This window comes from Bradyrhizobium sp. AZCC 1678, from assembly GCF_036924765.1.
GTDB lineage: Bacteria > Pseudomonadota > Alphaproteobacteria > Rhizobiales > Xanthobacteraceae > Bradyrhizobium > Bradyrhizobium algeriense.
Genome location: NZ_JAZHSE010000001.1, coordinates 3,865,559 through 3,890,698, shown reverse-complemented (window position 1 = coordinate 3,890,698; position 25,140 = coordinate 3,865,559). Strand labels below are relative to the sequence as shown.

General features: G+C 63.3%; 22 protein-coding genes and 1 pseudogene. 17 read left to right on the top strand and 6 right to left on the bottom strand.

Annotated elements, in window-relative coordinates; all coding sequences use genetic code 11:
- Positions 1-46 precede the first annotated feature (46 nt).
- The 5 genes from gph (at position 47) to V1294_RS18280 (ending at position 5,029) form a co-directional block, all read left to right on the top strand.
- Complete coding sequence (gph, locus tag V1294_RS18300) at positions 47-733, top strand: phosphoglycolate phosphatase (protein ID WP_334499078.1); 687 nt, start codon at positions 47-49, stop codon at positions 731-733.
- Positions 734-887: 154 nt separating this feature from the next.
- Positions 888-1,331: a hypothetical protein gene (locus V1294_RS18295; RefSeq protein WP_334499076.1), complete on the top strand. Its 444-nt coding sequence runs from the start codon at positions 888-890 to the stop codon at positions 1,329-1,331.
- A 148-nt stretch (positions 1,332-1,479) separates the two neighbouring features.
- Positions 1,480-2,508, top strand: coding sequence for a GTP 3',8-cyclase MoaA (gene moaA, locus V1294_RS18290; protein WP_417021154.1), 1,029 nt, complete (start codon positions 1,480-1,482; stop codon positions 2,506-2,508).
- A 380-nt stretch (positions 2,509-2,888) separates the two neighbouring features.
- On the top strand, positions 2,889-3,428 hold the full coding sequence (locus V1294_RS18285) for a TRAP transporter small permease subunit (protein ID WP_108513752.1): 540 nt from the start codon (positions 2,889-2,891) through the stop codon (positions 3,426-3,428).
- Complete coding sequence (locus tag V1294_RS18280) at positions 3,425-5,029, top strand: TRAP transporter large permease (protein ID WP_334481594.1); 1,605 nt, start codon at positions 3,425-3,427, stop codon at positions 5,027-5,029. The genes V1294_RS18285 and V1294_RS18280 overlap by 4 nt, the downstream gene beginning before the upstream one ends.
- 79 nt (positions 5,030-5,108) lie before the next feature.
- On the opposite strand, the pseudogene V1294_RS18275 reads toward V1294_RS18280, so the two are convergent.
- The 4 genes and pseudogenes from V1294_RS18275 to V1294_RS18260 form a co-directional block, all read right to left on the bottom strand.
- Positions 5,109-6,198 (bottom strand): annotated as a pseudogene (locus V1294_RS18275) (TRAP transporter substrate-binding protein).
- Positions 6,199-6,363: 165 nt separating this feature from the next.
- Positions 6,364-7,452: a TRAP transporter substrate-binding protein gene (locus V1294_RS18270; RefSeq protein WP_334481598.1), complete on the bottom strand. Its 1,089-nt coding sequence runs from the start codon at positions 7,450-7,452 to the stop codon at positions 6,364-6,366.
- 182 nt (positions 7,453-7,634) lie between these two features.
- The gene (locus V1294_RS18265; RefSeq protein WP_334499074.1) at positions 7,635-8,780 is read right to left on the bottom strand and encodes an Mrp/NBP35 family ATP-binding protein; all 1,146 of its coding nucleotides are present in this window, start codon (positions 8,778-8,780) and stop codon (positions 7,635-7,637) included.
- Between the two features lie 299 nt (positions 8,781-9,079).
- Positions 9,080-9,514 (bottom strand): VOC family protein, encoded by a 435-nt coding sequence (locus tag V1294_RS18260; protein WP_334499072.1) that lies wholly within the window; start codon positions 9,512-9,514, stop codon positions 9,080-9,082.
- A 174-nt stretch (positions 9,515-9,688) separates the two neighbouring features.
- Between V1294_RS18260 and V1294_RS18255 the strand changes: the two genes are divergently transcribed.
- The 6 genes from V1294_RS18255 (at position 9,689) to V1294_RS18230 (ending at position 17,131) form a co-directional block, all read left to right on the top strand.
- Positions 9,689-10,561, top strand: coding sequence for an NAD(P)-dependent oxidoreductase (locus tag V1294_RS18255; RefSeq protein ID WP_334499071.1), 873 nt, complete (start codon positions 9,689-9,691; stop codon positions 10,559-10,561).
- 200 nt (positions 10,562-10,761) lie between these two features.
- Positions 10,762-12,360, top strand: coding sequence for a sensor histidine kinase (locus V1294_RS18250; protein WP_334481604.1), 1,599 nt, complete (start codon positions 10,762-10,764; stop codon positions 12,358-12,360).
- Between the two features lie 56 nt (positions 12,361-12,416).
- Positions 12,417-12,620 (top strand): DUF1289 domain-containing protein, encoded by a 204-nt coding sequence (locus V1294_RS18245; protein WP_108513760.1) that lies wholly within the window; start codon positions 12,417-12,419, stop codon positions 12,618-12,620.
- 40 nt (positions 12,621-12,660) lie between these two features.
- On the top strand, positions 12,661-13,212 hold the full coding sequence (locus tag V1294_RS18240) for a TIGR02281 family clan AA aspartic protease (protein WP_334481608.1): 552 nt from the start codon (positions 12,661-12,663) through the stop codon (positions 13,210-13,212).
- Between the two features lie 186 nt (positions 13,213-13,398).
- Positions 13,399-16,779 (top strand): adenylate/guanylate cyclase domain-containing protein, encoded by a 3,381-nt coding sequence (locus V1294_RS18235; protein ID WP_334499066.1) that lies wholly within the window; start codon positions 13,399-13,401, stop codon positions 16,777-16,779.
- 157 nt (positions 16,780-16,936) lie between these two features.
- Complete coding sequence (locus tag V1294_RS18230; protein WP_334481612.1) at positions 16,937-17,131, top strand: hypothetical protein; 195 nt, start codon at positions 16,937-16,939, stop codon at positions 17,129-17,131.
- Between the two features lie 55 nt (positions 17,132-17,186).
- Here V1294_RS18230 and V1294_RS18225 read toward each other — a convergent pair whose 3' ends face one another.
- Positions 17,187-17,669: a MarR family winged helix-turn-helix transcriptional regulator gene (locus tag V1294_RS18225; protein WP_334435320.1), complete on the bottom strand. Its 483-nt coding sequence runs from the start codon at positions 17,667-17,669 to the stop codon at positions 17,187-17,189.
- Between the two features lie 173 nt (positions 17,670-17,842).
- Between V1294_RS18225 and V1294_RS18220 the strand changes: the two genes are divergently transcribed.
- From V1294_RS18220 to V1294_RS18200, 5 genes are all read left to right on the top strand, one after another.
- Positions 17,843-18,361, top strand: coding sequence for a flavin reductase family protein (locus tag V1294_RS18220; RefSeq protein WP_334499064.1), 519 nt, complete (start codon positions 17,843-17,845; stop codon positions 18,359-18,361).
- A 54-nt stretch (positions 18,362-18,415) separates the two neighbouring features.
- The gene (locus V1294_RS18215) at positions 18,416-19,648 is read left to right on the top strand and encodes a flavin-dependent monooxygenase (RefSeq protein WP_334499062.1); all 1,233 of its coding nucleotides are present in this window, start codon (positions 18,416-18,418) and stop codon (positions 19,646-19,648) included.
- Between the two features lie 40 nt (positions 19,649-19,688).
- Positions 19,689-20,714, top strand: a complete 1,026-nt coding sequence (locus V1294_RS18210; RefSeq protein WP_334499060.1) for an amidohydrolase family protein — start codon at positions 19,689-19,691, stop codon at positions 20,712-20,714.
- Between the two features lie 43 nt (positions 20,715-20,757).
- On the top strand, positions 20,758-22,134 hold the full coding sequence (locus tag V1294_RS18205) for an MFS transporter (RefSeq protein WP_334499059.1): 1,377 nt from the start codon (positions 20,758-20,760) through the stop codon (positions 22,132-22,134).
- A gap of 72 nt (positions 22,135-22,206) precedes the next feature.
- A complete protein-coding gene (locus tag V1294_RS18200; RefSeq protein ID WP_334499058.1) occupies positions 22,207-23,277 on the top strand; it encodes a maleylacetate reductase in 1,071 nt (356 codons plus the stop codon).
- A 160-nt stretch (positions 23,278-23,437) separates the two neighbouring features.
- Here the strand turns inward: V1294_RS18200 and dusA are convergent, their stop codons facing one another.
- Positions 23,438-24,433 (bottom strand): tRNA dihydrouridine(20/20a) synthase DusA, encoded by a 996-nt coding sequence (gene dusA, locus V1294_RS18195; protein ID WP_334499056.1) that lies wholly within the window; start codon positions 24,431-24,433, stop codon positions 23,438-23,440.
- A gap of 133 nt (positions 24,434-24,566) precedes the next feature.
- Here dusA and V1294_RS18190 point away from each other — a divergent pair, with 133 nt between their 5' ends.
- On the top strand, positions 24,567-25,079 hold the full coding sequence (locus tag V1294_RS18190) for a hypothetical protein (RefSeq protein WP_334499054.1): 513 nt from the start codon (positions 24,567-24,569) through the stop codon (positions 25,077-25,079).
- Positions 25,080-25,140 lie beyond the last annotated feature (61 nt).

The window sequence follows — 25,140 nt, the reverse complement described above, 5'->3', positions numbered from 1 at the left end:
AACTTCCGTACTTGCATGATGCTTTGCCTGCCGCTAGCGAATTCCCATGACCCTTCCCCGCATTGTTGTCTTCGACCTCGACGGCACCCTCGTCGACACCGCACCCGACCTGATCGCCGCGCTCAATTTCGCGCTCGACCGCGAGGGCGTGCCGCCGGTGCCGCTGAAATCGGCGCGCAACATGATCGGCGCCGGCGCCCGCAAGCTGATCGAGCGCGGGCTCGAACTGGAAGGCCGCATGATGAGCGTTGCGGACGTCGATCGCCTCATGAAGGATTTCATCGACTATTACGCCGCCCATATTGCCGATGCCTCGCGGCCGTTCGAGGGGCTGGAAGCCGCCCTCGATGAGCTTGCGGCACAGGGCTGCCGCTTCGCGGTGTGCACCAACAAGCTGGAATGGCTGTCGAAGCTGCTGCTCGACCAATTGGGGCTGAGCGGACGATTTTCTGCCATCTGCGGCGCCGACACGTTCGGCGTCTCGAAGCCCGACCCCATCATCCTGCAGCAGACGGTGGCGCGGGCGGGCGGCGACATGGCTGCGACCATCATGGTCGGCGACGCCGGCCCTGACGTCGGCGTGGCGAGGCGGGCCGGCATTCCCGTGATCGGCGTCGAATTCGGCTACACCGACGTGCCGATCGCCGAACTGAAGCCCGATCGGCTGATCGGCCATATGCGCGAGCTGCCGGCGGCGGTGGAAAGCCTCAGCAAAGTTCCATCCCGATCATAACCATATAATTTATCTATCATATTTAAATCGCTAATATTTGACGTTAACCATCCCTTAACGATTTTGCCCTGATTGGTTGTAGCTTTGTTCTTGCGCTCCTATGGTTCGCCATTGGGGATTGTGGCGGATTGCCGCAAGTTCAGAGTGATCAATCATGCGTCGTGTCATCGCGATTGCCCTCACCGGAGCGAGCCTCGCCGGCTGCTCGTCGCTTTCTCTCGATTCCTTCAAGCCGGCACCGCCGCTGGTGAAGGTCGCGCTGGAATCGGTACCACCGGGAGCGGATGCCACGACCTCGCTCGGACCGGCCTGCAAAACCCCCTGCTCGATCGACGTGCCCGCGCCTGACGCCGGCTTCTCTGTCACCTTTGCCGGCCCCAAGTTCCAGCCGGTCACGGTTCCGGTCCAGGTGATCCGCAATCCCGGTGATTTTGCCTCGCCGCCGACGACCATCATCGAACCTAGCCCCGTGTTCGCGGAACTCAGGCCCGCCGAGCCGCCGCCGAAGGCGCGCAAGCCGATGCGGCCGAAGAAGCCGAAGCCGCCCAAGGCTGCCGCGGCGCCGAACCCGGCCCCCGCGCAGCCCGCGGCCCGCTGAATCCCGACGGCCCCCCTGCACCTCGCACTGCACCCGCAAGCTTGCTGATTGTAGGCGCCTTGTTGTAGGCGCCTTGCAACGTGCCTAGATTATGCTAGCGAGCCAACACGTGAAGACCTCGGTACAAGGCAGTTGCAAGGCAGCTTGAATGAGCGGATCCCCGTTACCCGATCAGTTGTTCCAGCCGATGGTCGATCCGTTCGGCCGGACCATCCGGTATCTGCGCGTGTCGGTGACCGATCGCTGCGATCTGCGCTGCTTCTACTGCATGTCCGAGGACATGACCTTCCTGCCGAAAGCCGACCTCCTGACGCTGGAAGAACTCGACCGGCTGTGCTCGGCCTTCATCGCCAAGGGCGTGCGCAAGATCCGCCTCACCGGCGGCGAGCCGCTGGTCCGGCGCAACGTGATGTCGCTGGTGCGCTCGCTGTCGCGGCATCTTTCAAGCGGCGCGCTCGATGAATTGACGTTGTCCACCAACGCTTCGCAACTGGCGCGCTTCGCCGGCGAATTGCGCGACTGCGGCGTTCGCCGCGTCAACGTCTCGCTCGACACGCTCGATGCGCATAAATTCCGCGCCATCACGCGCTGGGGCGATCTCGACAAGGTTCTGGCCGGCATCGAAGCCGCGCGCGACGCAGGCCTTGCGGTCAAGATCAACGCAGTGGCGCTGAAGAACATGAACGAGGAAGAAATCCCCGCGCTGATGGAATGGGCGCACGGCAAGGGCATGGCGCTGACGCTGATCGAAGTGATGCCGATGGGCGACATCGGCGAAGGCCGGATCGATCAGTACGTGCCGCTGTCGCTCCTGCGCGCCCGCCTCGCCAAGCACTACACGCTGACCGACCTCGACGACGATACCGGCGGCCCCGCCCGCTATGTCCGCGTTGCCGAGACCGGCGGCAAGCTCGGCTTCATCACGCCGATGACCCATAATTTCTGCGAGTCCTGTAACCGGGTACGGATCACCTGCACCGGCACGCTGCATACCTGCCTCGGCCACGAGGATGCCTCCGATTTACGCAAACCGCTGCGCGCCTCCGCCGACAATGATTTGCTGTCGGCCGCCATCGACCGCGCGATCGGGCTGAAGCCGAAGGGCCACGACTTCATCATCGACCGCCGGCATAACCGCCCGAGCGTCTCGCGCCACATGAGCGTGACCGGCGGCTGATTACCGCCCGTAAATTTACCACCCTCCTCAACGCGGATTCATCAGGCCAACCAACGAATTGGTCCCCGCGTCAATTTGTCCATTTTCCGATTGACGCCGCCGCAGCGCGCTGAAATGGTGCGGCTGCTTCACGCCAGCACGGCCGGAACAGGCCGCTGCATCCCTTGGGTTGCAGTCAAGACGGCGGTAGCGCGAGACGGGGGAGGATTTATCGTTGCAATCGCATCTGCGAATGAGCTGCGGGCCTGCGCGTTTTAAGCGCGGGAGCGGCCTTGCGCGTTTGGTGCATGGCGGCAGCTCCAGGCGGCCGGCGCGAGATGGCAACGCAATATCAATGAAGACATCCGGCACGCGTCGATGACGCGTCCGAGGAGAGCGTAATGAGCCCATTGTTGGCACTGAGTAACTCTATCGATTGGCTCAATGAGAAACTAGGCGGCGTCTGCAACTGGCTCGTGCTCGCAGCCTGCGTGGTGAGCGCCGCCAATGCGATGATCCGCTACGCGTTCGGCTACAGCTCCAACGCCTGGCTCGAACTGCAGTGGTACATGTTCGCCCTGTTCATAATGTTCGGCGCCTCCTACACGTTCAAGAAGAACGAGCATGTTCGCGTGGAACTTCTCTATCTGATGCTGTCCGAGCGCGGCCAGCTCTGGCTCGACCTGATCGGCACGCTGTGCTTCCTGATCCCGTCCTGCCTGCTGCTCAGCTATCTGTCCTGGCCATTCTTCCTCCAGGCCTACGAGGTCGGCGAGACGTCGAGCAATGCCGGCGGCCTGCTGCGCTGGCCGATCAAGCTCGTCGTTCCCGTAGGCTTCGTTTTCCTGGCGCTGCAAGGCGTTTCCGAGGTGATCAAGCGCATCGCTGCACTGAAGGGTTATGTCGTGATCGATGCGAAATACGAGAGGCCGACCCAATGATCACGCTGGAGATGATGCCGCCGCTGATGTTCGGCGGCTTGATTCTGGCCATGCTGATCGGTTTTCCGGTGGCCTTCACGCTGGCCGCGCTCGGGCTGTCCTTCGGCTTCCTGTCGATCTATCTCGGCTACTTCGACATGAACTTCCTGCAGGCGATTCCCGGACGCATCTTCGGCGGTGTGCTTTCCAACGAGTTGCTGCTCGCGATTCCCTTCTTCACCTTCATGGGTTCCGTCCTCGAACGGTGCGGCCTCGCTGAAGACATGCTGGATTCGATGGGCCAGTTGTTCGGCCCGGTCCGCGGCGGTCTCGGCTATTCCGTCATCATCGTCGGCTTCATCCTCGGCGCGATCACCGGCACGGTGGCGGCGCAAGTCATTGCCATGGCGCTGATCTCGATGCCGGTGATGCTCCGCTATGGTTACAACGTGCGCTACATCACCGGCGTGCTGGCTGCATCCGGCACCATCACCCAGCTGGTGCCGCCCTCGCTGGTGCTGATCGTGATGGCCGACCAGCTCGGCAAATCGGTCGGCGACATGTATCTCGGCGCCTGGGGCCCCTCGGTGCTCCAGATCGCCCTGTTCGCCGGCTACACGTTCATGCTCGGACTGATCAAGCCCGGTCACGTGCCGGCGGTGCCCAGGGAAGCGCGAACGCTGACAGGCTGGCCGCTCTGGCGCAAATGCCTGATGGGCATCATTCCGTCGGCCGTGCTGATCTTCGTGGTGCTGGGCACCATGATGCTGGGTCTGGCGACGCCGACCGAAGCCGGCGCGATGGGCGCCATCGGCGCGATCATTCTCGCCGCAATCCATCACAAGGACCTGAGCAACAAGGGCCAAAAGATGCTGATCGTCGGCATCGTCGCAGCCGGCATCGGCGCGATCATCGGAGTTCTCCTCGGCAAGGGGCTCGCGTTCAAGCTAACCTTCGCGGTGGTCTATCTCGCCATCGTATGGCTTTGTCTCGAAGCCGTCCGCATTCCTGACCTGCGCGACCTGATCAAGCAGGGCTACTCGACGACCATGCGCCTCTCCACCATGGTGGTCTTCATCCTGATCGGCTCGACCTGCTTCTCGGTGGTGTTCCTCGGCGTCTCCGGCGGCGTCTGGCTCGAGCACCACCTGACCTCGATTCCGGGCGGCGTCTGGGGTTTTCTGATCTTCATCAATCTCTTCATCTTCTTCCTGGCGTTCTTCCTCGACTTCTTCGAGATTGCCTTCATCATCCTGCCCATGGTTGCGCCGATCGCGCAGAAGATTCTGACACCAGTCGTCGGCCCGGATGCCGCCCTGATCTGGTTCGGCGTCATGCTCTGCGTCAACATGCAGACGTCGTTCCTGCATCCCCCCTTCGGCTTCGCGCTGTTCTACCTGCGCGGCGTTGCGCCCAAGGAGGTCAAGAGCTCCGATATCTATTGGGGTGCAGTGCCCTGGATCGGCCTGCAGGCGGTCATGGTGGCGATCGTGATCGCCTTCCCTGTCGTGGTTACCGCCCTGCTCGACAAGCCGCTCGACGTCGATCTCAGCAAGGTCAGGATCGAGGTGCCGCAGATCGAACTGCCACCGATGCTGGATTTCGGCGGGCCGAAACAATAGCGGCCTTCGCTTCTCCCAAGAAGAAACCCCGGAGCTTTCGCTCCGGGGTTTTTTGTTTGTCGAACCTGCTACGACGCGATCAGCTCTGCGGATTGCGCGCCATGAAGCTGTCGTAACCGAGCTCTGCGACCTGGAACCACTGGTATCCGTTGCCCGTGAAACCATTCAGCGACTCCAAGACCTTCTTGAAGTTCGGATTGGTCGCCGCCGTTTCGGCGTATACTTCCTTGGTGGCCTTGAGGCAGGCCTGCATGATCGCCGGCGAGTAGGCGTGCAGCTTGGTGCCGCCGGCGAGTAATTTCTTCAGCGCCAGCGGATTACCCTGATCGTATTTGGCCATCATCCAGCTATTGGCGGACTGGCCCGCCTGCTCGATAGCGCTTCGATAGTACTTCGGCAGCGAATTCCACTTATCCAGGTTGACGAGCCCGAGCAGCATCGGGCCGCCTTCCCACCATCCGGGATAATAATAATGCGGCGCGACCTTGTTGAAGCCGAGCTTCTCATCGTCATAGGGGCCCACCCATTCCGCGGCGTCGATCGTGCCTTTTTCCAGCGCGGGGTAGATGTCGCCGGCGGCAAGCTGCTGCGGCACGACGCCCAGTTTCTGCATGACGCGGCCGGCGAGGCCGCCGATGCGCATCTTGAGCCCCTTCAGGTCGTCGACGGTGTTGATCTCCTTGCGGAACCAGCCACCCATTTGGCAGCCCGTGTTGCCCGCCAGAAACGACGTGATGTTGTAGCTCTTGTAGAACTCGTTGAGCAGGTCCCTGCCGCCGCCCAGCATGTACCAGGCCTGGTTGAGACGCTGGTTCGGGCCGAATGGCACGGCCGTACCAAAAGCAAAAGTCGGATCCTTGCCGAAGTAGTAGTAGGACGCGGTATGCCCCATCTCGACGGTGCCGTTTTGGACGGCGTCCAGAACCTGCAGCCCCGGCACGATTTCGCCGCTCGAAAAGGCCTGAATCTGGAACCTGTTGTCGGTGGCTTCGGCAACGAGCTTCGTCATCAACTCGACACCGCCCCATAGCGTATCGAGCGATTTCGGCCAGCTCGCGGTCAAACGCCATTTGAGCTCCGGCATCGACTGCGCGATGGCAGGCGCCGCCAGCGTTGCGGCGACCGGCCGCGCCAATGCCTGTAACTTTAAGAAAATCTCTTCTTTTCATTGAATCCATCCCTGTTGGTGAGCGTGTCGTGGCCCTCTTGGCGAGGCCTTCACAGCTAGCATGGAACAATCGGTTCCCGATTTCCATCCCGAACTATACGGGCAAAACGAAAAAAGCCCGGCCTCCTTGCGAAGGCCGGGCTGCTTTCTACGACTTAAGACGTAATCAGCCGCGGGTGCGCGAGCGGATCATGAAGCTGTCGTAGGTGTATTCGGCAACCTGCCACCACAGATACTGGTCGGAGCGGTAGGCCTGCATCGCGTCGATCGACTTCTTGAAGTCGGCGTTCTTGCCCGAGAGCTCAGCCCACAACTCGTTGGTGGCCTTCAGACTGGCTTCCAGCACTTCGTTGGTGAAGGGACGTAGCTGCGTGCCGCCGGCGACCAGACGCTTCAGCGCGGAGGGGTTCTGCATGTCGTAACGTGCATTCATCCAGGTGTTGGCGTGGGCCATGGCATTGGTGAGAATCGCCTGGTAGTTCTTCGGCAACGAATTCCACTTCTCGAGATTGCAGAAGGCGTGGACCATCGGACCGCCTTCCCAGAAGCCCGGGTAGTAGTAGTACTTGGCGACCTTCGCGAAGCCGAGCTTTTCGTCATCGTAGGGACCAACCCACTCGGCCGCGTCAATGGTGCCCTTTTCGAGCGCCGGATAGATCTCGCCGGCGGCGAGCTGCTGCGGCACCACGCCGACCTTCTGAAAGACCTGTCCGGCGATGCCGCCGATGCGCATCTTGAGGCCCGAGAGATCAGCAACCGTCTTGATCTCCTTGCGGAACCAGCCGCCCATCTGCGCGCCGGTATTGCCGCAGGCGAAGCCGATCACGCCGAACTTCTTGAAGAACTCGTTGCCGAGCGCCTCACCGCCGCCTTGGTACCACCAGGAATTCTGCTGGCGCGCATTGAGGCCGAACGGGACCGAGGCATAGATCGCAAAGGTCGGGTCCTTGCCGACATAGTAGTACGAGACGGTATGACACATCTCGACGGTGTTGTTCGACGTCGCGTCTAGCGCCTGCAGGCCGGGGACGATTTCGCCGGCCGCGAACACCTGGATCTGAAACTTGTTGTCGGTCATCTCGGCGACGAACTTCGCCACCTGCTCAGCGCCGCCATAGATGGTGTCGAGCGACTTCGGAAAGCTCGACGTCAGGCGCCATTTGATCTCAGGCGATGATTGCGCGATCGCCGGCGAGGCAACGGCTGTCGCGGCAGCACCGGCCGCTGAAACCTTCAAAAAATCACGACGCTTCATTCAAGTCTCCTTAAGACGGGTCGTTTCCCATATTCCTCGAGCTGTCCTCCGGCGGGCGAATTCCACGTCATCCGGGGCGCTCTGGCGGGGGCGGCTTTAACACGGAAGTTCGCTATCGAAAACGCGACAAAGGCATGACTGCACTGATTAAACCAAAGTCTTAGGGACGACGGATAAGGGCTTCAGGCCGCGGCGATAGCGCCCTGAAGCTGGTCGCGAACCCTGGTCCCGATCGCCCGGTAGATCGCGGCATGCGGGCCGTCCGGTTCGCTCGCCACCACCGGGTTACCGTCATCGGAGGTGGTCCGGATCGACATGTGCAGCGGGATCTCGCCCAGGAACGGGACACCCAGCCGTTCCGCTTCATGGCGCGCGCCGCCATGACCGAAAATGTCGGAACGCGTGCCGCATTCGGGGCACTGGAAATAGCTCATGTTCTCGACGATGCCGAGCACCGGCACGTTGACCTTCCTGAACATCGCGAGCCCTCTGCGCGCGTCGATCAGCGAGAGATCCTGCGGGGTCGAGATGATCACCGCTCCTTTCAGCGGCACATTCTGCGCCAGCGTCAATTGCGCATCGCCGGTGCCGGGCGGCATGTCGACGACCAGAATATCGAGCGTACCCCACGCCACGTCGCGCAGCATCTGGGTGATCGCCGACATCACCATCGGCCCGCGCCAGATCATCGCGGTGTTTTCCTCGACCAGGAAGCCGATCGACATGATGGAAAGCCCGAAACGCGAAATCGGAATCATCTTCCTGTTGTCATCGAGTTGCGGCTTCTCATTGATGCCGGTCAGCCGCGGCACCGACGGGCCGTAAATGTCGGCATCGAGCAGGCCGACGCGCAGGCCCAGGTCGCGTAGACCCAGCGCCAGGTTGAGCGCGGTGGTCGACTTTCCGACGCCGCCCTTGCCCGAGGCCACCGCGATAACCGCGGCAACGCCCGGTATCTCCGCCTGCTTCGACATCGGCGACGCCGCGCCTTGCGGCGGGCGATGCGCGGCGACCGGTTGCACGCCGGGAGAATGTGAATGCGCATGGCGATGCGGCGCAGGTGCTGCAGATGGCGAGCCGGGCTTGCGCTCGGCCGTCAGCGCGATCATCGCCGCGGTGACGCCGGGAATCGCGCGCACGGCGGCCTCGGCCTGCGCGCGCACGCTTTCCCAGGCGCGGGCCTCCGCGGCGTCGACGTTGATGGAGAAGAACACCTTGCCGTCGGTGACCGAGATCGCCGACAGCACATTGGCATTGGTCAAGGGCACGCCGCGCGGCGACGCCACCCCGCCAAGGGAATCGAGAACCTGTTGCTGCGTAACGCTCACTCGCGCATCTCCTGAAGCCCTTTCGGTCCTGAGTGAGAACCGGGCTCTACTCTCTTGTATCGACGCGCTTTCTTGACGCGACCCGATCCGCCTCGGAGCACATCCGAAAAGCGGACCTCGTTCCAAAACGCCAGAGCGCGATGATATTTCTTCGAAACATCATCCCGCTCTATCTCTTTGATTTGAGCATGATCTCCGCGCAAACGCGTTCCGCGTTTGTCGCGAGGGAAAACCGGTCCCCACTTTTCCGGATCATGCTCTAGTCCGATGCGACCCATAGAGCGGTTCAGCGCAAAAGGCTACCTCGCTCCCACATCATCCCGCCGCTCGGCAGGGGCTGCGGCCGTCTCCTTGGCGGCCTCATAGTTCAGTTCGATCATGACGCCGTTGGGGTCATTGACGAAGATCTGCCAGAGATCACCACCCGGCACCTGCCGGGAGTCGTACGCCATACCCTTCTGCTCCAGCCGCCGCTTCATGCCGTCGAAGCCGTAGCTGGCAAACGCGACATGGTGGACGACGCCGGAATCCGGCTTCTGCGGTTCCTCGGTCCTGGAGATATCAACGAGGTGCACCACCGCCTTGCCCTCGCTGTACATCCACGCCCCGGGGAAAGCAAAGTTCGGCCGGGCGCCCTTTTCCAGGCCCAGAATGTCCTCATAGAACCGGACCGTATCGGCAAGGATGCGGGTCCGGATGTTGAAATGGTCGAGCACGCCCACGCTGACGCCCATGCGATGTCACTCCCTTTTTTGTGAAGTTCTTGAGACCGCTATCCTAGCACGAATCCGGCCCCGCCCGCCAAACGAAGGCGTTGCCCTGCCCTGCGCAGCTTGTATGGTGCGGCTCCCTCAAGAACACCCGTCCGGCCAGCCCAATGTCGCCGGCAAAACTTCAAGGTAACACACATGGCTAAAGTCGCTTTTCTCGGTCTCGGCGTCATGGGTTTCCCCATGGCAGGACATCTGGTGAAAAAAGGCGGCCACGAGGTGACCGTGTACAACCGGACCGGCGCCAAGGCTGCGGAATGGGCGGACAAGTTCGGCGGGCGCACCGCGCCGACGCCGAGGGCCGCGGCCGATGGCCAGGATTTCGTGATGTGCTGCGTCGGCAACGACAATGACCTGCGTGCGGTCACGATCGGTACCGACGGCGCCTTCGCCGGCATGAAAAAGGGCGCTGTCTTCGTCGACCACACCACCGCCTCCGCCGAGGTTGCCCGCGAGCTCGACGCCGCCGCCACCAAGGCCGGCTTCAAGTTCATCGACGCGCCGGTATCCGGCGGCCAGGCCGGTGCGGAAAACGGCGTGCTGACGGTGATGTGCGGAGGCAAGGAAGATGCCTATGCCGCGGCCGAGCCGATCATCGCCGGCTCCTACGCCAGGATGTGCAGACTTCTCGGGCCCGCCGGAGCCGGCCAGCTCACCAAGATGGTCAACCAGATCTGCATCGCGGGTCTGGTCCAGGGCCTGTCCGAGGGCCTTCATTTCGCAAAGAAGTCGGGGCTCGACGTTGCGGCCGTGGTCGAGACCATCTCCAAGGGCGCGGCGCAGTCGTGGCAGATGGAGAACCGCTACAAAGCGATGAACGAGGGCAAGTTCGATTTCGGCTTTGCGGTCGAATGGATGCGCAAGGACCTCTCGATCTGCATCGCCGAGGCCCGCCGCAACGGCGCCAACCTGCCGGTGACCGCTTTGGTCGATCAGTTCTACGCTGAGGTCGAGAAGATGGGCGGCAAGCGCTGGGATACGTCGAGCCTGATGGCCCGGCTGGAGCGGTGAGTTAAAAAAGCCGGTTAAGATCCGATATCAGGCCTCGCTTCTTGTCCCCTCAGAAGCGGGGTTCCACATGGGGAACAGGTTAATTTTAACTTCCCGTTAACGGAAATTTTTAGCTCTTTAAGTCATCGCTTAATGATTTAGGGCCACAGATAGACAATGCAAAAAGCCCGCGCGTTCGCGGGCAGGATTTGTGTTGTTTGATGAGTAACCCCGCAGAAAAGCCCGAGGTCGTGCAGCTTCCGGCAGAAGCGCCGGTGGCACCGCCGGTCAACACCCGGCGCGTGGCGGCGCAGCGGGTGCGCGAGGCGCGGGATCGGTTAACGTCATCAAGCGGCACCCGCCCGGCCTTCGATACCGAATTGCTCCGGCAATACGCCCAGACCCGGGTATCGGCCTCCTTTGTCGTCATGCTGCTGGTGGTTGCGACCGGCGTGCTGTTCGGCCTCTGGAAGGCCGTCGTGCCGGCCGCGGTCTGGACCGTCGGCATGCTCTGCATCCATGCCGCCATTATCCGCAATTGCTGGCGCTTCCTCGGCGAGCAGCCCTCGCTCGCCGCCACGCGCAGGTGGCAAACCCGGTTCGTGCTGCTCGACCTGCTCTACGGCCTGAGCTGGACGGCGATCCTGCTGCATCCGGCCGGCCTCGACGTCGTCTCGAACACGATGATGATGTTCCTGATGCTGCTGGTGATCGCGGTGTCGAGCATGCTGGCAGCGACGCTCCCCATTGCGGCGATGGCCGCGACCGCGCCGGTGACGGCGGCGATCGCGCTCAATTTCATCATGGGCGGAACCTTCGACAATTACGCGCTCGCGCTGCTTGCGGTCGCCGCCGAAGCCTATTTTGCCCTGCTCGCCCATCAGCTCCATTCGACGACGCTGGCGACCCTGGAAGCGCGCGCCGAAAAGGACGCGCTGATCGGCGAACTCGAACAGGCCAAGGCGATCTCGGACGAAGCGCGGCACCGCGCCGAATCCGCCAACGTCGCCAAGTCGCGCTTTCTGGCCCAGATGAGCCACGAGTTGCGCACGCCGCTGAACGCGATCCTCGGCTTCTCCGAAGTGATGAAGAGCGAAATCTTTGGCGCGCATACGGTGGCGGTGTACAAGGAATATTCCGCCGACATCCATAATTCGGGCGTTCACCTGCTCAATCTCATCAACGAGATTCTCGATCTGTCACGGATCGAGGCCGGCCGCTATGAGCTGAACGAGGAAGCGGTGTCGCTGGTGCACGTCGTTGCCGACTGCCACCATCTGTTGAAGCTGCGCGCGACCAGCCGCGGCATCACCATCCACGAAGTGTTCGAGCACGGCATGCCCCGGATCTGGGGCGACGAACGCGCCACGCGTCAGGTCGTGCTCAATTTGTTGTCCAATTCGATCAAGTTCACCCCGCAGGGGGGCGATATCTGGCTCAAGGTCGGCTGGACCGCTTCCGGCGGGCAATATCTCAGCGTCAAGGACACCGGCTCCGGCATTGCCGAGGATGAGATTCCGGTCGTGCTGGCCTCGTTCGGCCAGGGCTCCAACTCGATCAAATCGGCCGAACAGGGCGCGGGGCTGGGCCTTCCGATCGCAAAGAGCCTGATCGACATGCATGGCGGTACCTTCACGCTGAAATCGAAGCTGCGCATCGGCACCGAAGTCATCGTCACCTTCCCGCCGGAGCGCGTGATGAGTGCGCTGGCGCCGATGGCCGAGGAGGCCCCGCCCCTGCAGCCCGACCCCACCTTCACAGCCGACGACAAACGGCGGACGCGTCACAAACCGATCATGAGTGCAGGAACCGGCTTGTAACCGGGTTGTAGCTGGAGCGCTTGCGCAAGTGACGCAAACCATTTCACTATCGATAAATGAGCAAAGAAACGCCGTGTATCGCAGTCTGTATGATGGACCCCAAAACCAAACTCTGCTTCGGCTGCGGACGAACGCTGCCGGAGATCGCGCGCTGGCACCGCATGGAGAGCGCGGAGCGATTAGCCGTGATGGAAGGGCTTGCGGCGCGCATGGCGGAAGCCGGCCTCGTGCAGATGCCGCCGCGCCCCGAGCGCGGCTGATTCCGGGACGAATCTTGGGACCAACCGGCGGAGGCGCGCTGTGATCCGCGTCATGCTCGTTCTGGCGATGCTCGCCGCCACCGCCGGCGCCGTCGTCGCCTATGGCGATCCGAACCAGATCGCGCGCGCCAGCAACTCGGTCACGAAGATGCTGCGGCAACGCAGCCTGGAGCCGGCGCCCGCCGTGCAGATCGCGCGCGGCAAGGCCGGCGAATTCGCGCTGCATGCCAAGATCAACGGCGTCAAGGCGCCGATGGTGATCGACACCGGCGCGACGTCGGTGGTGCTGACCTGGGAGACGGCGAAGGCGATCGGCCTGCCGATCGAGATGCTCGAATACAATGTCGACGTCGAAACCGCCGGCGGTCACACCAAGGCGGCACGGCTGACGCTCGATCGCCTTGCGGTAGGTCAGCTCGTCGAGAAATCAGTTCCGGCGCTGGTCGTGCCGCGCGGGCAAATGAAGACCAACCTGCTCGGCATGAGCTTTCTCGATCGCCTGGAAAGCTGGGGCGTGCAGGCCGACAAGGTGATGCTGCACGGCTATCCCGACGTTGCAGGCAGGAGCAAGCGCCGCGCGGCGGCGAACTAGGGCGCGCACTTATACGTTGATGATGTCCGCTTAGCATCCAAGAAGCGACGCAGGCATGCCGATTCAACGCGATCGGCCAGAAGCTGCTCTTCCCTTGCAATCAGCTCGTGGTGTTTCCCGGTGCGGTCCCGGCCATTCTGCAGTAGGCTTAAGCACCTGGTGCTCTGAGTGAGCCGGGAGGCGCCCATGGACGTCGCGGCTTGGCTGTGTGGTCTGGGGCTGGGACAGTACGAACAGGCGTTCCGGGAGAACGACATCGACGCCGAGGTCCTCATGGACCTTACGGCTGAGGATCTGATCGGGCTCGGCGTCGCCTCGATCGGCCATCGCCGCAAACTGCTCGCCGCCATTGCCGCCCTGCGCGCCAGCTCAATTTCGGCGACCACCCCTGCCGCAGCCGCACGCGACACTGTCTCCGGAAAGACTCCCGAGGCGGAGCGTCGCCAGCTCACCGTGATGTTTGTGGATCTGGTCGACTCGACCGCGCTCGCGGCGCGGCTCGATCCGGAGGAAATGGCCGAAGTCCTGCGGAGCTACCAGAGCGCAGTGGCGGGCGCGATCGCGCGATTCGAAGGGCACGTGGCGAAGTACATGGGAGATGGTGTGCTGGCCTATTTCGGCTATCCCCGCGCCCACGAGAATGAGGCCGAGCGCGCGGTGCGGGCCGGGCTCGCCGCGGCCGCGGCGGTGCGCCGCCTGGGGTCGGCGCATGGCGAGGCGCTGGCGGCCCGTGTCGGCATCGCGACCGGCCCGGTGGTTGTCGGCGAATTGATCGGCGAAGGTGCCGCGCGCGAGCAGACGGTGGTCGGCGACACGCCGAACCTCGCGGCGCGGCTGCAAACCTTGGCCGAGCCGGGCACGGTGGTGATCTCCGCCCGCACCCGGGAGCTCATTGGCGGGCTGTTCGAGCTCGCCGAGCTCGGCATGCAGATCTTGAAGGGATTTCCCGTTCCGGTGCGGCCGTGGCGCGTGGTTGGGGAGGGCAGCGCCGAGAGCCGGTTCGAGGCGTTGCACGGCGCCGGCCTGACGCCGCTGGTCGGTCGCGAGAATGAGATCGGCCTGCTGCTCGAGCACTGGGAGCGAGCCAAGGAGGGTGAGGGCCAGGTGGTGCTGCTGGCGGGCGAGCCTGGCATCGGCAAGTCGCGCCTCGTGCGGGCGCTGCGCGGGCGACTTGAGGATGAGCCGCATACCGCCCTGAGCCACTACTGCTCACCGCACCATCAGACCAGCCCGCTTTATCCGGTGATCGGGCTTTTGGAGCGGGCGGCGGGCTTCGCCGCGGACGATCCTGCCGCAACGAGGCTCGACAAGCTCGAGGCGCTGCTTGCGCTCTCGAGCGATGATGTCACTGCGGTGGCCCCGCTGCTCGCGGCATTGCTGTCGCTCGAGACGGCTGCGCGCTACGGGCCGCTCGACATGAGCCCGCATCGGCAGAAGGAGCGGACGCTCGAGGAACTGGTCAATCAGGTGCTGGGCCTCGCGACGCGCCGGCCCGTCCTCGCCCTGTACGAGGACGTGCACTGGGCCGACCCGACCTCGCTCGAGCTGCTCGATCTCCTGGTCGACCGGGTGCAAGGCGCCCCCGTGCTCGTTCTCATCACCTTCCGGCCCGAGTTCGAGCCGCCCTGGACGCGCCATGCCCATGTCGCCGCGCTAACCCTCAGCCGGTTGAGCCGCCGGCAGGGTGCGGCCATGGTCACGCGGCTGAGCGGCGGCAAAGCACTGCCACCTCCGGTGCTCGACCAGATCGTCGCCAAGACGGACGGCGTGCCCCTGTTCGTCGAGGAGCTGACGCGCACCGTGCTGGAGGCCAATCTGCTCCGCGATGAGGGCGACCACTACGCGCTCGCGGGGCCGCTGCCGCCGATGGCGATCCCCACCACGCTGCAGGAGTCGCTGCTGGCGCGGCTCGATCGGCTGGCCCCGGCCCGGGAGGTCGCCCAGGTGGCGGCCGCGATTGGCCGGGAATTCTCGCACGAACTGCTGGCGATGACCGCGGCGCTGCCGGAGAGCGACCTGCAGGCGGCGTTGGACGACCTCGTCGGCTCGGGCCTGGTGTTCCGCCGCGGGACGCCGCCTCAGGCGACCTACAGCTTCAAGCATGCGCTCGTGCAGGACGCCGCCTATGCGACCCTGGTGCGCGCCAAGCGGCAACGCTTGCACGCCCGGATCGCCGCCGCGATCGAGCAGCATTTTCCGGAGACCGTGCAGGCGCAGCCCGAGCTTCTGGCCCACCATTACATGGAGGCGGGGCTGGTCGAACCGGCGATCGACTATTGGCTGAGGGCGGGACAAACAGAGATCGCGCGCTCGGCCACCGCAGAGGCGATCACGCAACTGAGCAAAGGGCTCGAGCTGATCGCTGCTCTCCCCGACGACGCCACACGATCGCGGCGGGAGCTCGAACTGCAAGTCGCACTCGGTGTCGCCCTGATGGCTGCGAAGGGCTGGGCCGCACCGGAGGTCGGGCGGGCCAACGCACGGGCCCGAGACTTGTGCGAGCGCCTCGGCGATACGTCGCGGCTCTTCCCTGTTCTCTACGGGGAGTGGGTTTTTCACGTCGTGAGGGCGGAGCTCGAGGCCGGTCGAACTGCAGGCGAGGATTTACTCCGCCGGGCCCAGGAACAGAACGATGCCGCCGCCGAAACCATCGGCAACCGCATCGTCGGAACCGCTGAGTTGCTTCGCGGCGAGTTAGTGGCTGCTCGCGGCCATCTGGAGCGGACGCTCGCTCTCTACGATCCGGCCGCCCATCGGTCGCTTGCCTTCCTGTTCGCGCAGGATCCAAGCGTGGCGGGACTGTCCGTTCTGTCCTGGGGACTGTTCGCCCTCGGCTATCCCGAACAGGCCCAGGCGAGGAGCGAAGAGGCACTGACAGACGCGAAGGCGTTGTCCCACCGCAACACCCTCGGCTATGCCCTGCTTTACGGCTGCATCCTGTCGCAGCTCCGCCAGGACCACGACGAGGCCCGAGATCGGGCGAATGCGCTGATCGCGCTTGCAGCCGAGCAGGACTCCCCACACTTCCTCGGAGCCGGCATCGTCGTTCGCGGCTGGACGCTGGGCGAGGCTGGGGATTTTGGGGCTGGTATCGCGCAGATCCGAGAGGGACTTGCGATGTGGCAGGCCACCGGAGCGGGCTTCCTGGTCCCCTATTTCCGAAGCCTGCTTGCTGAGCTCCACGGCCGGTCCGGCGCAGTGAACGAGGGCTTGGATCTTGTTGGCGAAGCGCTGGACCGAGCGGAAGAAACCGGCGAGCGGTGGTTCGAGGCCGAACTCCATCGGATGATGGGCGAGCTGATGCTGCGGCTTCCGAAGGCCGATCCGACCGCCATGGAAGCACGGTTCGGGCATGCGGCTGCGGCCGCGCGCCAGCAAGGCGCCAAGCTGTGGGAGTTGCGCGCGGCGACAAGCCTTGCACGACTTTGGACACAACAGGGTCGACGCGGCGAGGCTCACGACCTGCTCGCCCCGCTCCATCGCCAGTTCACTGAGGGCTTTGAGACACCAGATCTGCAGGCTGCCAGCGCAATACTTCGAGAGACCACTGTCGCCAGCCACAAGTGATCCCGACTTGTGGCGTTGCGAAACGGCGATTGTGCGACACATCGAGAATGGCTCTGCTAAGCTCCTCCCCTGCTTAGCGGGAGTCGCCGCCGCTCCGCTCTATCCCCATTTTGGCTGTGGGGACGAGCACGTCCTCGTGTGCCATCGGAGATGGGCCATGACGATGAGAACCTTTTGCACGTTTGCCGCCGCTATCTTTGCACTGATCGCGTTGCTGCAGTTGATCCGGATTGTGATGGGTTGGTCCGTCACCTTGAATGGCGTCGCTGTGCCGTTCTGGGCGAGCTGGATTGCCGTCGCCGTGGCGGCTGCGTTGAGCTTCGTGGGCTTCCGGGCCACGATGCGCAGCTAACGTCGCCATTGCGACGCGATCCCAGGTCTCGCATCTCACTGGTTGTTGCTGGAAGTCAGCCTTTCGACTTTGCCGCCTTGCGCGCCTTGTTGGCTTCCTCGATCTCAGGTTCGAGCGATTTCAGGCTCTCGTAGATCTCTGCCAGAATTGTCTTCAGGTCCGAAATGTTCTTCGACGGGAAATCGCGGACCGCAACCTCCTCGAAGTGGATCGCGATCGGGATCAGCTCTTCGACCAGCGTCCGCCCCTTCGGCGTGAGGTTGATCGCAACGGTGCGGCCGTTGTCCTTCAGCCGCGCGCGCGTGACGAGGCCACGCCGTTTCATCTCACCGACCAGCCGCGACAACGTCGATATCTCGATCGTCGTCATCGCAGCGAGATCGCCGAGCCGCTGGTCGCCGGTTTCCCAAAGCGCGGCCATCACGCGGTACATCGGCAGCGTCACGCCGTAGCCGGCAATGCGCCTGGAAAACAGCTCACCCATCTGCACGCCGACGCGGTTGAGAAGGTAGGGGAAGGAATTTGTCAGCCTGTACAAAGTCTTGTGTCCTGCCTTGGTGCAACTTTTGCGATCTTCCAATAACCGGACGTGAATCGTTTTTCAAGGCAATTGTTGCATTTGAAAATTTCCCTTGACCGATATTTGCAAATGCAATTATTGTTTGAGAAAGTTAAGCCGCCGAACAAGAGCGGATCTCAGTGGAGGAAACCATGTCGCTGGATTCGGCATCCGACGAATTGCGTGAAACATTCAAGCGCGCGTTGCGGCGATTTCCTGCGGCGGTGTCGGTTATCACCTCGGCCGACCAGGATCGCCGGCACGGGATGACGGCGACCGCGGTGACGTCGCTGTCGCTCGATCCCCCTTCCCTGATCGTTTGCATCAACCAGGCAACGCTGCTGCATGACATCATGCTGCTGGCACGCCGGTTTTGCGTCAACGTGCTGCGCCGCGATCAAGTCCCGCTTTCATCCGCCTTCAGCGGCGCGCTCCCGGCCGAGGAGCGGTTCGGGCTCGGCGACTGGAAGACCTCGGCCGATGGCGTCACCTACCTCGCCGACGCGCAGATCAACATCTTCTGTAAAAAGGCGGCCGCCGTGCCCTACGGCACGCACACGATCTTCATCGGCGAAGCCGAGGTCGTGAACGTGCGCGATCCGATCGAGCCGCTGATCTACCAGGATGCGACCTACTGTTTCTCGGTGCCGCACGACAGCCAGGCCGCGTGAACCGCGCGAGCCGCCTGACCGCCTTTCAACCCATCGAAGACACGGAGCAAACCAATGGTATCAGTCACCCAGTTGAAGGACGTGCCGGCGTCACCGTCGCTTCGTCCTGATATTGCCGAGCTGCGCAGCCGCTTGGCGCAGATCGCGCCGCAGATCAAGGCGCGCGCCCACACCACGGAAAAGGCCGGCCGCGTTCCCGAAGAGAACATCATCGCGCTGCGCAACATCGGCTATTTCGACATCGTCAAGCCGGCGATGTTCGGCGGCTACGAGCATGATTTCGACGTGCTGGTCGAATTGAACATCGAGCTTGCCAAAAGCTGCGCCTCGACGGCATGGGTCGGCGGCCTGTTCGCGGCCCATCAATGGCTGATCGCAGGATTTCCGGAAAGCGCGCAGTGCGACGTCTGGGCCAGCAATCCCGACGCGGTGGCCTGCGGCTCCTACGCGCCGGCCGCCAAAGCAATCGAGGTCGACGGCGGCTATCGCCTCACCGGGCGCTGGTCGTTTGCCAGCGGCTGCGATAACGCCCAATGGTCGCTGTGCGCGGCGTTGTTGCCCTCGAAGACCGAGAGCGGCCAGCTTGCGCCGGCCTTCCTGCTGGTTCCGGCGGCCGACTACGTCATCGACGATACCTGGAATGTCGTCGGCCTCAGCGGTACCGGCAGCAAGACGCTGGTACTGAATGACGTGTTCGTGCCCGCGCACCGCCTGCTGTCGTTCGCCGACACCACGTCCGGAAAGACGCCGGGCGCCGCGCTCTATGCCAATAACCCCACCTTCTCGATCCCGATGCTGTCGAACATTCCCTCCTGCCTGGCCTCGGCCGCGGTCGGCGCGGCGGTCGGCGCGCTGGAGGATTATCTTGCCGTGACATCGCGACGGATCACCCGCGGCGCGGTGGCCGGCCACAACAACCGCATGGCGGATTTTCCGACCATCCAGTTGCGCGTTGCGGAAGCGACCGCCTCGGTCGATGCGGCGCGCGAAGTGCTGCTGCGCGATCTCCGGGATCGTGCGGCGACGGTCCGCGACGGCAAGCCGATCTCGATAGAGGATCGCATCGTCAGCCGCCGCGGCCAGGCCTTTTCGGTCGCACTAGCCATTCGCGCCACCGAAGCGTTGAACGCCTCCACCGGCGGGCTCGGCCTCGATCTCTCCAACCCGGTGCAGCGCGCCTGGCGCGACGCCAATGCCGTCGGTCGCCACATCAGCATGAACTGGGATGCCGTCGGCACCATGTACGGCCAGTTCGCGCTCGGGCTGACCCCGCAAGGTCAATATTAAGGGCCAATACTAACCAACATCAGACATCAGCGAGGACAACATGCAGGGCAAGATCGCACTTGAGGAGCATTTCGCCATTCCGGACACGCTGATGGATTCGGCGGGCTTCGTCCCGGACTCCTATTGGCCGGAGCTGAAGGATCGCCTGCTGGATATCCAGGACAAGCGGCTGGCGCAGATGGACCGCCACGGCGTCGAGATGATGATCCTGTCGCTGAACGCGCCCGCGGTGCAGGCGATTCCCGACGTCATCAGCGCCAACGAGATTGCAACCCGGGCCAATGATTTCCTTGCCGAGCAAGTGGCAAAACGCCCGTCGCGATTTCAGGCATTTGCCGCGCTGCCGATGCAGGATCCGGATCTTGCGATCAAGGAGCTCCAGCGCTGCATCAACACGCTCGGTTTCCGCGGCGCGCTGGTCAACGGCTTTTCGCAGATCGGCGACGGCAAGCGGCCGGTCTACTATGACCTGCCGCAATACTGGCCGTTCTGGGCGGCGGTCGAGCAGACCGGCCTGCCCTTCTACCTGCACCCGCGCAATCCGCTGCCGGACGACTGCGCGATCTATGAAGGACATCCGTGGCTGATGGGCCCGACCTGGGCGTTCGGACAAGAGACTGCCGTTCACGCGCTGCGCCTGATGGGATCGGGCCTGTTCGATGCCCATCCGAAACTCAAGATCATCCTCGGCCACATGGGCGAAGGCCTGCCCTACAGCATGTGGCGCGTCGATCACCGCAACGGCTGGGTCAAGGCGCCGCCGAAGCACAAGGCGAAGAAGAAGATCTGCGATTACTTCAACGCCAACTTCTTCCTGACCACTTCAGGGAATTTCCGTACCCAAACCCTGATCGATTCCATTCTCGAGATCGGGGCGGACCGCATCCTGTTCTCGGTCGACTGGCCGTTCGAAAACGTCGATCACGCTTCCGACTGGTTCAACAGCGCCAGCATCAGTGAGAACGATCGCCTGAAGATCGGCCGACGCAACGCCATCGACCTGTTCAAGCTCGATCTCGGCGAAACCACCGTCGCCGGGCAAAGCATCCATCAAGCCGCGGAATAAGCGGTCTCACACGACATCATCACCATCTGGGAGGGATACGGCGATGACTGCGAAAGCAATCGATCTTCACGAGGAACTAGCCGAGGCAAATGTCGGCAAATTTCACTGGCGCCTCGGCGCCATCATGGGATTGCTCACGCTGTTCGACGGATATGACACGTTCAATCCGGCCTACGTCATCCATTACGTCGCAAAGCCATGGGGCCTGCAGGCCGGCCAGGCGGGACTGCTGATCTCTAGCGGCCTCGTTGGATTCCTGCTCGGGGCTGCGATCCACGGCATCATCGCCGACCGCCTCGGCCGCCGCGGCACCCTGCTCGGGGGCCTGTGGATCACCAGCATCTTCACGCTGCTGACCGCGACGTCCGCGGACTCTTTCCTGTCGTTCTGCATCCTGCGGCTTCTGACCGGCATCGGGCTCGGCGTATTGCTGCCTTTGGCGACGACTTACATCAATGAGCTGGCGCCGCGGCGGGTAGCTAACACCTTTGCACTGTGGGGAGTCGCGCTCGGCTGGGCGCTCGGCGGAACGCTCGCCGGTGTCGCTGGCGTGTTCGCGACGCCAATGTTCGGCTGGACGTCGTTGTACTGGATCGGCTCGCTGTCGTTCCTGCTGCTTCCCTTCATGCACTACACGTTGCCGGAGTCACCGAAATTCCTTGCCCTCCAAGGCCGCACCGGTGAAATCCGCGACATGCTCAGCAAGCTTCGACCCGAGCGCGCAAGCGTCTATCAGTCGGCCGAAATTGCCGTCGGGGAGTCCGAGAAGCCGGTCAATTCGGTGGCGGTGCTGCTTCACGCCAAATATCGCCGGACCACGTTCGCGATCTGGGCGTCAGCGTTCCTCAGCCTGTTCTGCATCTTCGGCCTGTCAGGATGGATTCCGACCGTGATGATGCAGCGTGGCGAAACCTTTGCGGCCAGCTTCGGCTTCGGCGCGCTGATGCAGATTATGTCGTTCGTCGGCGCTCTCGTGCTTGGGCATCTGGTCGACAAGTCCGGCAGCAGCCGCGGGCTGATCGCAACCTGGTGGGCAGTCGGCGGACTCGCCGTGCTGTCGCTCGTGGTGTTGAATGAACACATCGTCAACATCACGTCGGTAGCGGCCGCCGGTTTCTTCATCATCGGCGCGCAGTTCGTGCTGAACAACTTTACCGCGGCCTCCTACGAGACCGGCGTGCGCGCCACCGCGGTTGGAATGGAACTCGGGGTCGCGCGCGTCGGCGCCATTCTCGGACCGTTCGTCGCCGGCGCGCTGCAGCAGTATTACCAGAGCCCGACACCGATGTTCCTGTCGATCGGCATTTCGGCGATCGCGGCCGGAGGCATCATCCTGTTGGCGCGGCGGCCGGCGAGCGCACCTGCTGATAGCCTTGAAGAGACGGCCGGCTTGCGCAAGGTTGCACAGCCCGCTTCTTGAGGCGGAGCGTCAATGCGGAAAGTCCGGCTCCGGAAGCGATCCGGGGCCGGCCTCTTCCGCAAAGGAGCAGCCATGCAAGACTTCGTCTACCAGAGCGCGCCGATGCGGGTGGTATTCGGCACCGGCACGCTGCGTCAATTGCCCGACGAATTGTCCCGCCTCGGCGTCACGCGCGCGCTCGTGCTGGCGACGCCGCGCCAGAAAGATCTGATCGCCGGCATCCGAAAGATGATCGGGGTGCGCTTCGCCGGCGTCTTTACCGGAGCCGTCATGCATACGCCCGTCGAGGTGACGGAACGGGCGATGGAGACCGTGCGCGAGGTGCAGGCCGATTGTCTCGTGGCGATCGGCGGCGGTTCGACCACCGGCCTCGGCAAGGCGATCGCCTTGCGAACCGACCTGCCGCAGATCGTGCTGCCGACCAGCTACGCCGGCTCGGAGATGACGCCGGTCGTCGGCCAGACCAGCGGCGGGATCAAGACCACGCAGTCGAGCCCGAAAATTCTTCCCGAGGTCGTGATCTATGATGTCGACCTCACCATGACGATGCCGCCGAAGCTATCGGCGACGTCGGGCATCAACGCCATCGCGCACGCCGTCGAGGCGCTCTACGCGCGCGACCGCAATCCCGTGATATCGCTGATGGCGCAGGAGGCTATCCGCACGCTGACGCATGCGCTGCCGAAAATCTGCGCCCAGCCAAACGACAAGACCGCGCGCACCGACGCGCTCTATGGCGCCTGGCTCTCTGGCATCTGCCTCGGCGCCGTCGGCATGGCCCTGCATCACAAGCTCTGCCATACGCTGGGCGGCTCGTTCAATCTGCCGCATGCGGAAACCCACACCGTCATTCTCCCGCATGCCCTCGCCTACAATGCGCCTGCTGCACCTGACGCGATGACACGCATCGCTGCCGCGCTCGGCGTGAGCGACGCCGCGCTCGGCCTCCACGATCTGGCGCGAAAGCTTGCTGCGCCGGCATCGCTGCGCGAGATCGGCATGCCCGAGAGCGGCATCGACCAGGCCGCCGACCTCGCCGTGAAGAACCCCTACTGGAATCCACGCCCGATCGAGCGAGAAGCAATCCGCGAACTGATCGCGCGGGCCTGGCGCGGAGACGCTCCGGAAAATGCGATCGGCTAGTTCAGGACATAGACATGCCTGGGCGAAGCGAAACCGGCCGGCTATTGAGGTGGCGCGAGCGAAATTTGAAGCGACGAAGGCACAAGCCGATTGAAGGAGCAGGCTGCTTCGCTCGCGGCCTTTGGCTTTTGTTCGCACGCCGCCAAGGCGGCCTGACAGATTAGGCCGCTGCCAACGCCGCTGCGCGATCCTCGACCAGCGCGATCGCATCGCGCAGCACGCCGACGCCGGCGCCCGGCTTGACGCCCTTCTCCGCCAGTTGGCGGCGGAAGGCGCGGGCGCCGGGCACGCCGTGAAACGCGCCGACGAAATGCCGCGTCATCGAATGCAGCTTTGCTCCCTGCCCCAACTGGTCTTCGATATAGGGAAACATCGCTTCGAAGACGTCCTTCATGCTGGCGTATGGCGCCGCCTCGCCGAACAATTTTGGATCGACCTCGAGCAAACGCCACGGCTCCTGATAGGCCGCCCGCCCCAGCATCACACCGTCGACATGATCGAGGTGCCGCGCAGCCTCTGCAACGCTGCCGATCCCGCCATTGATGATGACGGGCACATTCGGCAGCGCCGCCTTGAGCCGGTAGACCCTGTCGTAATCGAGCGGCGGGATGTCGCGGTTTTCCTTCGGCGACAATCCGTTGAGCCAGGCCTTTCGGGCATGCACGATCAGCGCGTCGGCACCGGCCGCGACCACGCCGCGCGCCAGCACGTCGAGCGCGACTTCCGGATCCTGGTCGTCGATGCCGATCCGGCATTTGACCGTGACCGGAATCTTGACTGCGCGCTTCATCGCGGCAACGCCGTCCGCCACCAGCGCCGGCTCCGCCATCAGGCACGCGCCGAAGCGACCGTCCTTCACCCGGTCGGACGGACAGCCGACATTGAGGTTGATTTCATCGTAGCCAAATTCCTCGCCGATCTTCGCAGCGGTGGCGAGGTCGGCCGGATCGGAGCCACCGAGCTGCAGCGCCACCGGATGCTCGCTTGGATCGAAGCCAAGCAGCCGCCTGCGGTCACCACGAATAATGGCGCCGGTCGTCAGCATCTCCGTGTAGAGCCGTGCGCGGCGGCTCATCAGACGGTGGAACACGCGGCAATGCCGGTCGGTCCAGTCCATCATGGGTGCAACGGAAAATCGATAGTCTTGATATTTCAACGGTTTATCTTACTCTCTCAATGGGATGAACAGCGACCGTGTGCACTCTAAACTAGACGAAATTGCACACGTTTGTACCCGTTTTGACCTCTCGGTGCACACATAGTGCACACGAAGGCCGGAGTGCAGACGCGTGGCAACCGGAAACTGGCGCGTCCAGGTCCGCCGCAAGACCCGTTATGTGGCCGAGACGTTCCGGCGGCGCAAGGACGGAGAAGAATGGGCGCTCGAGATGGAGCGCAATATCGACCGCAACGGATCGTCCAAGCCACGCGTAATCCGGAACGTTCGCACATTTGGCGATCTGATCGACCTGCACGACGAAGACATGCGCGAAGTTGGAAAGCCCCCTCGCCGGTCGAAAGCCGCCGTAATGGCGTCGCTCAAGACTGAGCTTGGCAGTGTTAAGCTGCCCGCGCTCAATCGAGAGCGGCTGATTGAGTTTGGCAGAAAGCGCGCCAGCGCTGGCGCCGCGACCTTGTCGATCGATTTGTCTTTCATCCGCACAATCATCACGCACGCCGCCGCTGTGCACGGCATCGAGGTTTCTGCCGAGGAAGCCCGCCTCGCACGCGTCGCGCTAAGTCTTCTCAATTTGGTTGGAAAGAGCAAGATGGAGGAGGCGTACCGATCGAGGCTCTACTAGTAACCTCCACTTGTTGAATTTCTCCGAGCATTCAGTCAAGAAAAGTGAGGCGTGGCCTCAT

Coding starts and splice junctions, on each gene's coding strand:
- gph (WP_334499078.1), top strand. CDS start 47: ATGACCCTTCCCCGCATTGTTGTCTTCGACCTCGACGGCACCCTCGTC.
- V1294_RS18235 (WP_334499066.1), top strand. CDS start 13,399: ATGGACGTCGCGGCTTGGCTGTGTGGTCTGGGGCTGGGACAGTACGAA.
- V1294_RS18255 (WP_334499071.1), top strand. CDS start 9,689: ATGGCTAAAGTCGCTTTTCTCGGTCTCGGCGTCATGGGTTTCCCCATG.
- V1294_RS18250 (WP_334481604.1), top strand. CDS start 10,762: ATGAGTAACCCCGCAGAAAAGCCCGAGGTCGTGCAGCTTCCGGCAGAA.
- V1294_RS18205 (WP_334499059.1), top strand. CDS start 20,758: ATGACTGCGAAAGCAATCGATCTTCACGAGGAACTAGCCGAGGCAAAT.
- V1294_RS18210 (WP_334499060.1), top strand. CDS start 19,689: ATGCAGGGCAAGATCGCACTTGAGGAGCATTTCGCCATTCCGGACACG.
- V1294_RS18280 (WP_334481594.1), top strand. CDS start 3,425: ATGATCACGCTGGAGATGATGCCGCCGCTGATGTTCGGCGGCTTGATT.
- V1294_RS18230 (WP_334481612.1), top strand. CDS start 16,937: ATGACGATGAGAACCTTTTGCACGTTTGCCGCCGCTATCTTTGCACTG.
- V1294_RS18260 (WP_334499072.1), bottom strand. CDS start 9,514: ATGGGCGTCAGCGTGGGCGTGCTCGACCATTTCAACATCCGGACCCGC.
- V1294_RS18285 (WP_108513752.1), top strand. CDS start 2,889: ATGAGCCCATTGTTGGCACTGAGTAACTCTATCGATTGGCTCAATGAG.
- V1294_RS18245 (WP_108513760.1), top strand. CDS start 12,417: ATGAGCAAAGAAACGCCGTGTATCGCAGTCTGTATGATGGACCCCAAA.
- V1294_RS18215 (WP_334499062.1), top strand. CDS start 18,416: ATGGTATCAGTCACCCAGTTGAAGGACGTGCCGGCGTCACCGTCGCTT.
- V1294_RS18220 (WP_334499064.1), top strand. CDS start 17,843: ATGTCGCTGGATTCGGCATCCGACGAATTGCGTGAAACATTCAAGCGC.
- V1294_RS18200 (WP_334499058.1), top strand. CDS start 22,207: ATGCAAGACTTCGTCTACCAGAGCGCGCCGATGCGGGTGGTATTCGGC.
- V1294_RS18295 (WP_334499076.1), top strand. CDS start 888: ATGCGTCGTGTCATCGCGATTGCCCTCACCGGAGCGAGCCTCGCCGGC.
- moaA (WP_417021154.1), top strand. CDS start 1,480: ATGAGCGGATCCCCGTTACCCGATCAGTTGTTCCAGCCGATGGTCGAT.
- V1294_RS18270 (WP_334481598.1), bottom strand. CDS start 7,452: ATGAAGCGTCGTGATTTTTTGAAGGTTTCAGCGGCCGGTGCTGCCGCG.